Origin of the sequence: Streptomyces asoensis, from assembly GCF_016860545.1 — a bacterium.
GTDB classification, from domain to species: domain Bacteria; phylum Actinomycetota; class Actinomycetes; order Streptomycetales; family Streptomycetaceae; genus Streptomyces; species Streptomyces asoensis.
In genome coordinates this window covers 1,010,360-1,024,143 of the sequence record NZ_BNEB01000003.1, presented here as the reverse complement: position 1 = coordinate 1,024,143, position 13,784 = coordinate 1,010,360, and the positions used below count along the sequence as shown (strand labels likewise).

Sequence of the window (13,784 nt, the reverse complement as noted above, 5' to 3'; positions counted from 1 at the left end):
AACTCGGTAACGTTTTCTGGTTACCCTTGCCGTATGACGGCACCCGAAACCGCCGCCGAGGGCGGCCCGAAGGCCCCCGAGGACCCCGGCACCGCGCTGCACCGCGAGCGGGCCCACCACGACGCCTGCCGCGCCGCCCTCGCCGCGATGGTCGAAGGCGCCGACCGCCAGGTCGTCACCGGCGAGGACGTCTCCGCCTCCGGCGCCGACGCCGAGGTCCTCGGGTACCGGCTGCGCAGTCACGCCAAGGCCCTGCACGAACTGCCCGAGGGCCCCCTGTTCTTCGGCCGGCTGGACTTCGCGCACGGCACGGGCGGCGACCACGAGGGCCTCGCCCACCACATCGGCCGGCTCCGCATCAGCGAGCACCCGGCCGCGCCGCCCCTCGTCGTCGACTGGCGCGCCCCCGTCTCCCGCGCCTTCTACCGGGCGAGCGCCCGTGATCCCCAGGGCGTCGCCGTCCGGCGGCGGTTCGGCTGGGCGCCCGGCAGCCGGGGCGACTCCGCCGATCTCACCGGCCTGGAGGACGAGCGCCTCGACGGGAGCGGACGCCCGGACGGCGCCTCGCGTCCCGGCGCCGAGGGTCCCGACCGGGAGGGTGCCGACGGCCGCGGCGGGGCCGGGGCGCCCGGCGGGATCGTCGCCCGCGAGGTCGAACGGCCCCGGGTCGGCCCCATGCGGGACATCGCCGCGACCATCCAGCCCGAACAGGACGACCTCGTCCGCGCGGAGCTCGCCGGATCGGTGTGCGTACAGGGCGCGCCCGGGACCGGCAAGACCGCCGTGGGCCTGCACCGGGCGGCCTACCTCCTCTACACCCACCCGCGCCGCATCCAGCGCGCCGGCCTGCTCATCCTCGGCCCCAACCGGACCTTCCTCTCCTACATCGCGGAGGTGCTCCCCTCCCTCGGCGAGACGGGCGTACGCCAGTCGACCCTGCACGAGGAGATCGCCCGCCGTCCGGCGACCGGCACCGACCCCGACGCCACCGCCGTCGTCAAGCACGACGCCCGGACGGCCGAGGTGCTGCGCCGCGCGCTGTACGGACGGGTGCGGGCCGACGGCGCACAGGACCTGACCGTGCCCGACGACTTCGGCCGCCGGCGGATCCCGGGCGCGGAGCTGGCGAGGATCGTCCACGGCGTGCTCGACGAGGAGCCGCCGTACGAGGTCGGACGCGAGCGCGTGCGCAGCCGCATCGTGCGCCTCCTCCGGGAACGGGTCGAGCGCGGCAGCGGGCCGCGCCCGGCCGCGTGGACGCGCCGCGTCGAACGGTCCCGGCCGGTGAGCGCCTGCGTGGAGGCGCTGTGGCCGAAGGCGCGCCCGGAGGAGTTGCTGGCCGGGCTGCTGTCGGACGAGGAGCAGCTGGCGCGGGCGGCGGACGGCCTCCTGGACCCGGCCGAGCAGCGGGCCCTGCTCTGGCGGCACCCGCCCCGCTCGCCCAGGTCGGCCCGCTGGTCGCCCGCCGACCTCGTGCTCCTCGACGAGATCGCCGGTCTCCTCGCACATCCCCAGGGGTACGGCCATGTCGTCGTCGACGAGGCCCAGGACCTGTCCCCGATGGAGTGCCGCGCGGTCGCCCGCCGGGTCCGGTTCGGCTCGCTCACGGTCCTCGGCGACCTGGCGCAGGGCACCACCCCGTGGGCGGCCGTCTCCTGGCCCGCGCAACTGGCCCACCTGGGCAAGCCGGAGGCGACGATCGTCCCGCTCACCACGGGTTTCCGCGTCCCGCCCGCCGTCCTCGCCCTCGCGGGCCGCGTTCTCGACCTCCTGGACGCCGACGTCCCCCGCGCCGACTCCCTGCGCCGGGACGGCGTACTGCGCGTGCGGCGGGCGGCCGACGGCGGCCTGCGCGCCGCGGTCGCCGCCGCAGTGCGCGAGGCACTTCCCCTGGAGGGCTCGGTCGGTGTCATCGCCGCGGACCACCAGCTCGACGGGATCCGCGCCGCCCTGGCCGCCGCCGGCATCGAGGCCCGTGGCCCGGACGACCCCGCCGCCCGGGTCACGGTGGTCCCGGCGACCCTCGCCAAGGGGCTCGAGTACGACCACGTCGTCGCCGTGGAACCGGCGGCCGTCGCCCGGTCCGAGCCCCGCGGCCTCAACCGCCTGTACGTGGTCCTGACCCGCGCGGTCTCCCGCCTGGACGTCGTCCACGAACAAGCACTCCCCTGGGAGACATGAGCCCCGGAAGCCCCGCGCGTCGTGGAATCCGATGGACACGGGTCCGTGCGTCGCCGAGGATCTCCTGCATGATCCGTGCCGCCCACGAGGACGACGTCGCCGAGATCCGCTCGATGATTGGCGAACTCGCCGCTTACGAACGGTCCGCCGACCAGGCCCGGGTGAGCGCGGCCCAGCTTCACGAGGCGCTGTTCGGCGAGCATCCCGCCGCGTACGCGCTCCTCGCCGAGGACGACAGGACGGGTGCCGTCTCGGGCTTCGCCCTGTGGTTCCCCCGCTTCTCCACCTGGACCGGAACCCGCGGCATGCACCTGGAGGACCTCTACGTGCGGCCCGCGGCCCGGGGCGCGGGACACGGCAAGGCGCTGCTGGCCGCCCTGGCGGCGATCTGCGAACGGCACGGCTACGAGCGCTTCGAATGGTGGGTCCTGGCCTGGAACGAGCCGACGATCGGCTTCTACAGGTCCCTCGGCGTGGAATTCCTGGAGGAGTGGACGGTCTGCCGGCTGAGCGGCGACCCCCTCAGGAGACTCGCCGCGGCCTCACCGGCAGCGGCGGAGACCCTCCCGGCCCCGTGACGCGACACACTATTGCAAGCACCTGCTTGCAATAGTTAGCGCGGTGGGTGCACAGTGGAGGCATGGCATCGCTCAACGTCGGCAATCTCGGTGAGTACCTGCGCGAGCAGCGGCGCAACGCGCAGCTGTCGTTGCGGCAGCTCGCCGATGCCGCCGGGGTGTCCAACCCGTACCTGAGCCAGATCGAGCGCGGGCTGCGCAAGCCGAGCGCGGAGGTGCTCCAGCAGGTCGCCAAGGCCCTGCGGATCTCCGCGGAGACGCTGTACGTGCGCGCCGGCATCCTCGACGCGGAACGGGACGGGCAGGAGCACCGGAAGGACGGCGCGACCCGTGCGGCCGTCCTCGCCGATCCCACCCTGACCGAGCAGCAGAAGCAGGTGCTGCTCCAGATCTACGAGTCCTTCCGCAAGGAGAACGGATTCGTCGACGGCGGTGACGACGACGGTGCGGCGGGCCCGCAGGACCAGGAGAACGAACCCGGTCCGCAGCAGACGGCCGGTTGACCGGACCAGGGGACCGGCCGCCCCGCTGCGAACCTCCATGACCCTCAGCCGAACAACGACGTAAGTGATGTACACGCCGTACGCGGTACCTGTGGCGCATACGGCACACGCGACCCACACGACGAACGTGAATCCGGGAGGACCTTCACCATGGCCATCACCGACGACCTGCGCAAGACCTTCAGCGACCCGACTCCGTTCTACTTCGCCGCGGGCACCGCCGATCTGGCCCTCCAGCAGGCGAAGAAGGTGCCGGGTCTGGTGGAGCAGCTGCGCACCGAGGCCCCGGCCCGCTTCGAGGCCGTCCGCAACACCGACCCCAAGTCCGTGCAGGAGAAGGCCGGCGCCCGCGCCAAGGAGGCGACCGCCCGGGCCAAGGAGGCGCAGGAGACCCTCCAGGCCAGGGTCACCGGCTTCATCAGCAACCTCGACGGCGACCTCAAGAAGATCGGCAGCACCCTCGACGCCGACCTGAAGAAGTTCGGCGAGTCCGCCCAGGACCTCGCGCTGCGCGGTGTCGGCGTCGCCGCCGAGTACGCCGTCAAGGCCCGTGAGACGTACGAGAAGGTCGCCGAGCACGGCGAGCAGGCCGTGCGGACCTGGCGCGGCGAGGCCGCCGAGGAGATCGAGGAGCTCGCCATCGCGGTCGAGCCCGACGCGGCGCCCAAGCCCCGGCCCGCGGCCCCGGTCGTGGTCAAGGAGGAGCCGAAGCCCGCTCCGGCCGCCGCCCAGGCCGAGCCCGCCGCGGTGAAGAAGCCCGTCGCGAAGAAGGCTCCGGTCCGCAAGCCCACCGCGGTGAAGAAGACCACGCCTCCGGCGAAGTGAGACCGCCGGCCGGAACGGACACGGCGGACGGGGACATACGGTCACGGGCCGGGCACTCGGGGAGTGCCCGGCCCGTTGTACGGGTAGCGGGAGTGCGGTTGCGGGTACGGTGACCGCGTAAGGACGAGCGAGTCGAATCGCGTCGAGTCGGGTGGTGGACGTTGTGCTGATCCAAGGCTTCGCCGGGCTGCTGTGGCTGCTCTACCTCGCCATGCTGGTCCTCGCCGTGGTGGCGCTGGTGATGGCCGCTCTGTTCCGCGACGACGCCTACCGGGCCGCCGACAAGCAGAACAAGGGCTTCTGGCTGATCATCCTGGGCATCGCGGTGGCGGTGAACCTCCTGGTGCCGATGCTCTTCCTCCAGCTCGCGGGACTGGTCGCCACGATCGTCTTCTTCGTGGACGTACGGCCCGCCCTGCGCGCGGTGGGCGGAGGCGGCGGCTGGGGCCGCAGGCGCGGCGGCAGCAGCAGCGACGGCCCGTACGGCCCGTACAACGGCGGCCGGTAGCCCGCCGCCCGGGTCGTAGCCCCGACACTTCCGCCCCGCCGCCCCCGTCCAGGGGCGCGGGGCGGCTCTGTTGCCGGGCCCTGCCGCGGTGGTTACCGGGTCGCGACCCGGTCCAGCAGGACCACCGCCACGTCGTCCGTGAGCTCGCCCCCGTTGAGTTCGCGCACCTCGTTGACCGCGGCCCGCAGCAACGCCTCGCCGCTCAGCCCCTCGGAGAGCTGGCGCCGGATCATCTCCACCATGCCGTCCTGGCCCAGCCGCTCCCGGCCCTCGCCGATCCGTCCCTCGATCAGGCCGTCGGTGTAGAGCATCAGGCTCCACTCGGCGCCCAGCTCGACCTGCATCCGCGGCCAGCGGGCGCCCGGCAGCAGACCCAGCGCGGGGCCGTTGTTCTCGTACGGCAGCAGGCGCGCGGGCCGGTCGGGGCGGGCGATCAGCGGTGCCGGGTGCCCGGCCAGGCAGAGGCCCGCCCGGCGGCCGTCGGGTGCGATGTCCACCGTGCACAGCGTCGCGAAGATCTCGTCGTCGTCGCGCTCGTGTTCCAGCACCTGCTGGAGCGTGTTCAGCAGTTCGTCCCCGCACAGACCGGCCAGCGTCAGCGCCCGCCAGGCGATGCGCAGTTCCACGCCGAGCGCCGCCTCGTCCGGGCCGTGCCCGCAGACGTCGCCGATCATCGCGTGCACGGTGCCGTCGGGCGTCCGGACGATGTCGTAGAAGTCGCCGCCGAGCAGCGCGCGCGAACGGCCGGGGCGGTAACGGGCGGCGAAGCGCAGCGGGGAACCCTCCAGGAGAGGGGTGGGCAGCAGGCCGCGCTCCAGGCGGGCGTTCTCCTGCGCGCGCAGCTTGCCCTCCGCGAGCCGCCGCTCGGCCGTGTCGGAACGTTTCCTCTCCACCGCGTACCGGATCGCGCGGCTGAGCAGCCGGCCGTCCAGTTCGTCCTTGTAGAGGTAGTCCTGGGCGCCCACGCGCACCGCCTCGGCGCCCCGCCCGGCGTCGCCGGACGCGGTGAGCGCGAGCACGGCGTGCCGGGGGGCGAGCCGGAGCACGTGCCGCAGGACCGCGAGCTCGTCGTCGGACTCGCCCGCCCTGCCGGGGGCGGGCAGTGCGAGGTCCAGCAGGATGCAGTGGACGTCATGGGTCAGCAGCCGCTCGGCCTCGGTGAGGTTGCGGGCGGTGCGCACCCGGATCGGCCTGCCGTCCGCGTCGAGCAGGTCGTGCACGATCGGCGCGGCCGTGGGGTCGTCCTCGATCAGCAGCAGGGTGAGTGTCGTGTGGGCGGCGGTGGCCACGCCGGTGGTGCTGACGCCGGTGGTGTTCACCACGGCCGTGCTGACGCCGGTGGTGCTCGCACCGGTCGTGTTCACGCCAGTGGTGCTCACACCGGTGGTGGCGACCTCGGGGTGGACGCCGTCGGCGGGCGTGGCGTCGAGCGCGGTGCCGCGCGGGTTGTCGTCGTCGTGCGTGGTGCGGTTCTCGGCCTTCGTCGCCTCGTTGCGAACGGTTTCCTCTTCGGAGGGGCCGCCTGCTGTGGGCGCGGCCTGCGCCTGACCACTTTCCACGGCCGGGATCGCTCTCTGCCGCGGTACGGGTACGGGCATCGTCCTGGTTCCTTCCCTCCCCCCGAGGGCATGGCGGGGACGAGGGACCTCGACCCACCGACGGGGACCATAGCGGCAGAAGGCGCCGCAGCGGAATGGTGTGAGACAGGGGTCTTGATCTCTGGCCACTGTCATATGCCGCGTTCTGTACCGCATTTGGGCACCGTGGGTGTGGCGCGGGGATGACGAACGTCACGTCGGCACGGCGTTTGCCGGCGGGGCCGGGTGCCCTGGGTCACGTGGTGGCGGTCACCCGCGGTGTCCGTGGGAGGCGTCCCGGCGTCCTGGCGTCCCGGTATCCGGCGGCAGCCGGACCTCACGCGTCCGGCCGGACCACCCCGAGTATCGGCATCGAACCCGCCCCCGCGAGCGTGACCGTGCGGCCGGGACGCGGGGCGTGGATGATCGAGCCGTCGCCCACGTACAGCGCGACATGGCTCGCGTCGTCGAAGTAGATGATCAGGTCGCCGGGACGCATGTCCTCGATGGCGATGTGCGGCAGTTGCTTCCACTGCTCCTGCGACGTGCGCGGGATCGGCCGGCCCGCGCTCCGCCAGGCCTCCGAGGTCAGTCCGGAGCAGTCGAAGGCCTTCGGGCCCTCCGCGCCCCACACGTACGGCTTGCCGATCTGCGCGGTGGCGAACTGCACGGCCTGCTTGCCCTGTACGGACGCGGCGCTGTTGATCTCGTCGAGGACGCCGGTCCCCAGCCAGGCGGTCTGCGCCTCCTGTGCGACCTTCGCCTCGAGCTGCTCAAGGCGCTCCTTCTCCTTCTTCTCCAGCTGGGAGCGGAGTTTCTCGGCCGCCGAGATCTGCTTCTCGATCCGCTTCTGGGCGGCCGCCTTGGTCTTGCGGCCCGCCTCCAGCTTCTTCCACTGGGCGGAGGCGTCCTTGGAGTACTGCACCAAGTCCTGCTGGGTGCGGCTGAGTTCGCCGATCAGGCCCTTGGTGGCGCGCTCGCCCTGGCGCACCCGTCCCGCTCCGTCCAGGAACTCCGACGGGTCGTCGCTCAGCATCAACTGCGCCTCGTCCGGCAGGCCGCCGGTGCGGTACTGGGCGCGGGCCGCGGCGCCCGCGCGGTTCTTGAGGTCGTCCAGTTTCGCCTGGCCCGCGACGATCTTCCTGGCCAGCTCGACGATCTCCGCGGACTGCTTCTTCGCCGCTTCCTCGGCCGCGTTGTAGGCGTCGGTGGCCACCGCGGCGTCGTGGTACAGCGCTTCGAGCTTGGTGCGGACCGCCTCGAGGTCCTTGTCGGACGCGGTGGAGGGCAGCGGCGGGGTCGTCGCCCCGGCCGTCGGTGACGGTGTGGGGCCCGGAGCGGCGAACGCGGCGCCGGGTGCGCCGAGCACGGTGACCGCGCAGACCACCGCCACAGCAGCCGCGAGCAGGCCGTGCTTGCCCGTACCCATACCCCGTCCCCCAACCCCTGATTAACCGTCAGTAACTTACGGTGCCCGGGGGATCGTGCCACGTCACGGCCGAAAACTACAGAGGCGGCGAAGGAACGGCGGAGCGCTCCTCGGCCGAGACGGTCCTTCCCCTCTTCCCCACCCGCCCATGACGATCTCCCCGCCAGTGTGACGAACGACTCACGCAGATCGTTCCCGGCGTCCGCCGGGGCGTCCCGGGGCGGGAGTTCGGCGTCCGGGTCAGGCGCGGGGCGCCAACGCCTCCCACCGCACCGTGACTTCTCCCTGCCGCCACCGCACCGGGCCGTCCGTCACGGGCCAGTCGGCCGTCAGGTCGCGCACCGCGCGCATCCAGCGCTGACGCGCGCCGTACGACGCGTAGGGCGCGGCGGCCGCCCAGGCCCGGTCGAAGTCGCGCAGGAAGGCGTGCACCGGCTCACCCGGCACGTTGCGGTGGATCAGCGCCTTGGGCAGCCGCTCCGCCAGGTCCGAGGGCCGTTCCAGCGAGCCCAGCCGCGTCGCGAAGGTGACCGTGCGCGGGCCGCCGGGGCCGAGCGCGACCCACACGTGACGGCGTCCGATCTCGTCGCAGGTCCCCTCGACGAGCAGTCCGCCGCGGGACCCGGTCGCCGGATCGGCCGGCGCGAGCCGCGCGCACAGGCGCTCCCACACGGCCGCTACCTGGTCCTCGTCGTACTGCCGCAGCACGTTGGCGGCGCGCACCAGGTGCGGCCTGCCGGGCACCGGGATCTCGAAGCCGCCGTGCCGGAAGACGAGTCCGTCGCGCTCGTAGGGCCGGGCGGCCGCCACCCGGGCCGGTTCGATCTCGACGCCGACGACACGCGCGCGTGGCGCGACGCAACGCAGCCTGCGCAGCAGCTCGACGGCCGTCCAGGGCGCGGCGCCGTACCCGAGGTCGACGGCGAGCGGATCGTCGGCGCGCCGCAGTTCGGGGCCGTGGGTCGCGGCGATCCAGCGGTCCATGCGGCGCAGCCGGTTGGGGTTCGTGGTCCCGCGCGTGACCGTGCCCACGGGGCGGGCGGGAGCGCGGGATGTCATGGGTACGAGGGTAATGCGGCCCCTTCGTCGCCCCTCCCGGAGCGGCCCGGACCGAGGGCGGAGGGGAGGCGGGGGCCGGGACCGGAGGGGGGCGGGGCTTGGGACCGGGGCAGGCGGGGCCGGGGGCCGGAAGAGGCGTCCCGGCGCCGGACGAGGCGGGCTCACGCGCCCGCACGCAACGCACACCCGGCTCGAACGGTTGAGCGATGCGCGGTAATGACTGAGCAAAAACCGTTTCTTTCCGAAAGCCGCCAGGAATGGGAACGACTTCCTCCGGTGTTGCACCCCCTTGGAGGGCCCCACACCCTCTTTCCGGCATGCCCGCAGCAAGGAGGAACGCCCCGTGAGCCAGTACGCCAACAGGCTCGGGCGTCGCTCTTCGGCGGCACCCTCGCGGCTCAGGCTCCACCGCCGCCCCCGCCGCGTCGCGATGCTCTCCGTGCACACCTCTCCGCTCCACCAGCCCGGCACCGGCGACGCGGGCGGCATGAACGTCTACATCGTCGAACTCGCGCAGCGGCTCGCCGCGATCAACATCGAGGTCGAGATCTTCACGCGCGCCACGACCGGCGGCCTCCCGCCGACCGTCGAGCTCGCGCCCGGGGTCCTGGTCCGGCATGTCGACGCCGGCCCCTACGAGGGCCTCGCCAAGGAGGACCTGCCCGCCCAGCTGTGCGCGTTCACGCACGGCGTGATGCAGGCATGGGCCGGCCACCGCCCCGGTTACTACGACCTCGTGCACAGCCACTACTGGCTCTCCGGCCACGTCGGCTGGCTGGCCGCCCAGCGCTGGGGCGCCCCCCTGGTGCACGCCATGCACACCATGGCGAAGGTCAAGAACGCCAACCTGGCCGACGGCGACACCCCCGAGCCCGCCGCCCGGGTGATCGGCGAGACGCAGATCGTCTCCGCCGCCGACCGACTCATCGCCAACACGGCGGAGGAGGCGGACGAACTCGTTCGGCACTACGACGCCGGCCGCGGCAAGGTCGCCGTGGTGCACCCGGGCGTCAACCTCGACCGCTTCACCCCGGCGGACGGCCGGGCCGCCGCCCGCGCCCGCCTCGACCTGCCCCAGGACGCCCTGGTCCCGCTCTTCGCGGGCCGCATCCAGCCCCTGAAGGCCCCCGACGTCCTCCTGCGCGCGGTCGCCGTCCTGCTCGACGAGCGCCCCGAGCTGCGCTCCCGCATCGTCGTCCCGGTCGTCGGCGGCCCCAGCGGCAGCGGCCTCGCCAAGCCGGAAGGCTTGCAGAAGCTGGCCGCGCGGCTGGGCATCGCGGACGTCGTGCGCTTCAGGCCGCCGGTCGGCCAGGACCAGCTCGCGGACTGGTTCCGCGCGGCGTCGCTGCTGGTCGTGCCCTCCTACAGCGAGTCCTTCGGGCTCGTCGCGATAGAGGCGCAGGCGGCCGGCACCCCGGTCCTCGCGGCCTCCGTCGGCGGCCTGCCGGTGGCCGTGCGGGACGGCGAGACGGGCTTCCTCGTGCGGGGGCACGACCCGGCCGCGTACGCGCGCGTGCTGGAGCGTTTCGCCGACGGCCCCGACCTCCCCGCCCGGATGGGCGCCGCCGCCACCGCGCACGCCCAGAGCTTCGGCTGGGACACGGCGGCCGCCGCCACCGCGGACGTCTACGCGGCCGCGACCCAGGCCCACCGCCGTCGCGTACGCTCCGAGCATGGGTGACGTGGAGAAGACGGCCGCACAGGTCATCGAGGGGTTCCTGGACGACGCCGAGCTGGAGTGGGAGAGCCCGGCCCCCGGCACCTACGTGGTCCAGCTCCCCGGCACCCGCAAACTCAAGACGACCGTCTCCCTCATCGCGGGCCGCCACTCCCTCTCCCTGAACGCCTTCGTCATCCGTCACCCCGACGAGAACGAGCCCGGCGTCCACCGCTGGCTCCTGGAGCGCAACCTCAAGCTGTACGGCGTCGGTTATGCCGTCGACCAGCTCGGCGACGTCTACGTCACCGCCCGCCTTCCCCTCGCCACGGTCACCGCCGACGAGCTCGACCGCCTCATGGGCCAGGTCCTGGAAGCCTCCGACGGCGCCTTCAACACCCTGCTGGAACTGGGCTTCGCGAGCGCCATCCGCCGGGAGTACGAGTGGCGGGTCTCCCGGGGCGAACCGACCCGCAACCTGGACGCGTTCGCGCACCTGACGCAGCGCTCCACGCCCCCGGCGGACCGGACCGCCCCGGCCGATCCGGCGAGCCCGGCGGACTGATCAGCGGGCGGAGGGGTTCCGGCCGTCCCCGTACCGCCCCGGGGTTACCCCCACCAACTTGCGGAAATGCCGCGTCAGATGGGCCTGGTCGTAGAAGCCGGCCGCTGCCGCGACCTCACCCGGTGGCCGCCCGTCGAGCAGCAGACGGCGGGCCAGGTCGACGCGGCGCGCGGTGAGGTACTGGTGCGGGGCGATGCCGTACGCCGCGCTGAACGCCCGTACCAGATGCGCCGGATGGGCCTGGACGACCCCGGCGGCCTCGTCCAGCGTCAGGCCCTCGACCACGCGTGCGTCGAGCAGCTCCCGCAGGCGGCCCGCGAGGACGGGGTCACGGCGCGCGGGAGCGGTGTCCCGTCCCGTGCGCAGATGCTCCCGCAGCCGTTCGCCGATCAGCGTCAGCCGGCTGTCGGCCTCCAGCTCGTCGCCGGGTCGCGCGAGCGCGCGGTGCAGCCGGCCCACTCTTCGGCGCAGCACGGGATCGCGCAGGTCGGGCGCGTCGACGGCGGCCCCGATCAGGTCCTCGCCGAGCACGCCGGCGTCGAGGTACAGGACCCGCTTGCGGAAGCCGCCCGAGGTGGCGGGCGAGCCGTTGTGCGGTACGTGCGGCGGCAGCAGGGACACCGTGTCGTGCGGGGTGCCGTGCTCGTGCCGGTCGAGGTCGTACCGTACGGCGCCGTCGTCCACGATCAGCAGCGTCCACGCCTCGTGGACGTGCATCGGGTACGCGTACTCGGTGAAGTGGGCGTGGAAGACCTCGACGACGCCCGGGACGGCCGGGCGCCAGGCGGAGACTTCCTGCCGGGCTGCCATGCAAAGAACGTACAAGACCAGGTCGGACCGCGATCGGCAGTCTCACCGTATGACCACGAGCACGAACACCGGCACGACGACCATCGGCACGACGAGCACCGGCACGACGAGCACCGGCACGCCGGCCCCCGCCACGACGACCGCCGCTCCCACGACGACCGCCGCTCCCACGGCGACCGCGACCGCGGCCACGGCGATCGCGGCCACGGCGACCGCCCCGGCCCCGGGCGCCGGACCCGTCCGCTTCGACACGAAGATCGCCGTACTGCTGCGCGAGGACCTGGCCACCTGGCAGCGGCTGAACGTCACCGCGTTCCTGGTCAGCGGCCTCGGGTCGGCGTTCCCCGAGGTGATCGGGGAGCCGTACGAGGACGGCGACGGCGTGCGTTGTCTGTCGATGTTCCGCCAGCCGGTCCTGGTCTTCGAGGGCACGAAGGAGACGCTCACAGCCGCCCACGCGCGCGTGCTCTCCCGGTCCCTCCCGCGCGCGGTGTTCACCGGCGACCTGTTCGCCACCGGCAACGACCGGGACAACCGCGCGGCGGTGCGCGCCGTGCGCACGGCCGACCTGGACCTCGTCGGCCTGGCGGTCTACGGACCGAAGAACGCGGTGGACAAGGTACTGAAGGGCGCCCGCATGCACCCGTAACCGGCGGGGTGCGGACGGGCGCCGGAAAGCGGACGGCGTCGCGGTGGGCGCCCGCCGGACGTCAGGCGGCGCTGCCCTCCGCCGCCGGTTCGGGCGCGGCGAGCGTACGACCCTGGGAGGAGGACTCCCCGGGCGTGGGCGTGGGCGCGGGCGTGGGCGCGGGCTCGCCGGGCGAGGGCAGCCGACGCATCAGCACGGCGTACCAGATCCCGGCGGCCGTGCCGACCGCCGCGCACATCCCCCACAGCCACTCCGCCCCGAACCGGTCGATGACGGAACCGGACATCACCGGGGCGATCAGGGAGGCCAGGGCCCAGGAGAGCGTGTACATGCCCTGGTAGCGCCCGCGTCCATGGGTGGGGGAGAGGCGGACGACGAGCCCGGTCTGGGTCGGCGCGTTGACGATCTCCGCCAGGGTCCACACGCAGACGGTGAGCGCGAAGACGCCGACCGACCCGGCGAACGCGGTGAGCCCGAACCCGTACCCGGCGAGCACCGAGGAGACGACCAGCAGCCGCCGGGGGTCCCGGTGCTCGATGAACCGCGTGACCGGGATCTGGAGCGCGACGATCAGCACGCCGTTGACGGCGATCGCCATGCCGTAGTCGGCGGGCGTGAACCCGGCGGCGCCCATCGCCACGGGCAGTCCGACCGACCCCTGCTGGAAGACGAGCGCGACGAGGAACGACAGTCCGACGACGCCCATGAACCGCCCGTCGCGCAGCACGGTCCCCAGCCCGACGCTGTCCTCTCGTACAGACTTCTCCTCCCGTACCGGCCGCGACTCGGGCAGCTTGAGGAAGACGACGACCGCGCACACGAGGGTCATCCCCGACTCGAGGAGGAACCCGGCCCGGTAGCTGACCTCGGCGATGAACCCGGCGGCCATGGAGGAGACGGCGAAGCCGAGGTTGATGGCCCAGTAGTTCAGCGAGAAGGCACGGACCCGGTCCTCGGGCCGCACGATGTCGGCCATCATCGCCTGCACGGCCGGCCGGGAGGCGTTGGAGGCCAGCCCGACGAGGAAGGCGACGCCGGCGATCGCGACGGGATGCTCGACGAAGCCCAGCAGCGCCACCGAGGCGGCGGTCGCGGTCTGCGCGACCAGCAGCGTGGGCCGCCGTCCCAGCCGGTCCGCCATGACCCCGCCGCCGAGCGACGAGACGACCCCGCCCAGCCCGAGCAGGGAGGCGACGAGTCCGGCGTAGGAGGCGGAGTAGCCGCGGTCGAGGGTCAGGTACAGCGCCATGAAGGTGGCGACGAAGGCGCCGAGCCGGTTCACGAGGGTGCTGGTCCACAGCCACCAGAACTCGCGGGGCAGCCCGGAGAGGGTCTCGCGGACGGCACGTCTCAGGACGGCGACGGACATGGCGGATCCCCCGGGATGTAAGTGGCTCAGGCGGCTCTCAGAACTTACGAGAGAAGGCGCGCGGGAGGCCACTC

The 13,784-nt window shown here is 73.4% G+C and carries 13 protein-coding genes; 8 read left to right on the top strand and 5 right to left on the bottom strand.

From position 1 onward, the window contains the following. Positions 1–33: 33 nt before the first annotated feature. The 5 genes from Saso_RS17255 to Saso_RS17235 all read left to right on the top strand — a co-directional run bounded on the left by Saso_RS17255 (position 34) and on the right by Saso_RS17235 (position 4,595). The gene (locus Saso_RS17255) at positions 34–2,181 is read left to right on the top strand and encodes a HelD family protein (protein WP_189921261.1); all 2,148 of its coding nucleotides are present in this window, start codon (positions 34–36) and stop codon (positions 2,179–2,181) included. 68 nt (positions 2,182–2,249) lie between these two features. After that, positions 2,250–2,759, top strand: coding sequence for a GNAT family N-acetyltransferase (locus Saso_RS17250; protein WP_189921259.1), 510 nt, complete (start codon positions 2,250–2,252; stop codon positions 2,757–2,759). 62 nt (positions 2,760–2,821) lie between these two features. Continuing rightward, on the top strand, positions 2,822–3,262 hold the full coding sequence (locus Saso_RS17245; protein ID WP_189921257.1) for a helix-turn-helix domain-containing protein: 441 nt from the start codon (positions 2,822–2,824) through the stop codon (positions 3,260–3,262). 150 nt (positions 3,263–3,412) lie between these two features. Then, entirely contained in the window at positions 3,413–4,087 is a 675-nt protein-coding gene (locus Saso_RS17240; protein WP_189921255.1) for a hypothetical protein, read from the top strand. A gap of 163 nt (positions 4,088–4,250) precedes the next feature. Then, positions 4,251–4,595, top strand: coding sequence for a DUF2516 family protein (locus tag Saso_RS17235; protein WP_189921465.1), 345 nt, complete (start codon positions 4,251–4,253; stop codon positions 4,593–4,595). 92 nt (positions 4,596–4,687) lie between these two features. Here Saso_RS17235 and Saso_RS17230 read toward each other — a convergent pair whose 3' ends face one another. From Saso_RS17230 to Saso_RS17220, 3 genes are all read right to left on the bottom strand, one after another. Next, a complete protein-coding gene (locus Saso_RS17230) occupies positions 4,688–6,193 on the bottom strand; it encodes a PP2C family protein-serine/threonine phosphatase (RefSeq protein ID WP_189921253.1) in 1,506 nt (501 codons plus the stop codon). A gap of 316 nt (positions 6,194–6,509) precedes the next feature. Beyond that, positions 6,510–7,601: a C40 family peptidase gene (locus tag Saso_RS17225; RefSeq protein ID WP_189921251.1), complete on the bottom strand. Its 1,092-nt coding sequence runs from the start codon at positions 7,599–7,601 to the stop codon at positions 6,510–6,512. A 240-nt stretch (positions 7,602–7,841) separates the two neighbouring features. Further along, entirely contained in the window at positions 7,842–8,660 is an 819-nt protein-coding gene (locus Saso_RS17220; RefSeq protein ID WP_189921249.1) for a class I SAM-dependent methyltransferase, read from the bottom strand. A gap of 343 nt (positions 8,661–9,003) precedes the next feature. Between Saso_RS17220 and mshA the strand changes: the two genes are divergently transcribed. Beyond that, positions 9,004–10,341, top strand: coding sequence for a D-inositol-3-phosphate glycosyltransferase (gene mshA / locus Saso_RS17215; RefSeq protein ID WP_189921247.1), 1,338 nt, complete (start codon positions 9,004–9,006; stop codon positions 10,339–10,341). After that, positions 10,334–10,882 (top strand): type III secretion system chaperone family protein, encoded by a 549-nt coding sequence (locus Saso_RS17210; protein ID WP_189921246.1) that lies wholly within the window; start codon positions 10,334–10,336, stop codon positions 10,880–10,882. The genes mshA and Saso_RS17210 overlap by 8 nt, the downstream gene beginning before the upstream one ends. On the opposite strand, the gene Saso_RS17205 is transcribed toward Saso_RS17210, so the two are convergent. Next, positions 10,883–11,692: a helix-turn-helix transcriptional regulator gene (locus tag Saso_RS17205; RefSeq protein WP_189921244.1), complete on the bottom strand. Its 810-nt coding sequence runs from the start codon at positions 11,690–11,692 to the stop codon at positions 10,883–10,885. A gap of 196 nt (positions 11,693–11,888) precedes the next feature. Between Saso_RS17205 and Saso_RS17200 the strand changes: the two genes are divergently transcribed. Then, the gene (locus tag Saso_RS17200) at positions 11,889–12,341 is read left to right on the top strand and encodes a DUF2000 domain-containing protein (RefSeq protein ID WP_189921463.1); all 453 of its coding nucleotides are present in this window, start codon (positions 11,889–11,891) and stop codon (positions 12,339–12,341) included. Positions 12,342–12,402: 61 nt separating this feature from the next. Here the strand turns inward: Saso_RS17200 and Saso_RS17195 are convergent, their stop codons facing one another. Continuing rightward, positions 12,403–13,710, bottom strand: a complete 1,308-nt coding sequence (locus Saso_RS17195; RefSeq protein WP_189921242.1) for an MDR family MFS transporter — start codon at positions 13,708–13,710, stop codon at positions 12,403–12,405. Between the last annotated feature and the right edge of the window lie 74 nt (positions 13,711–13,784).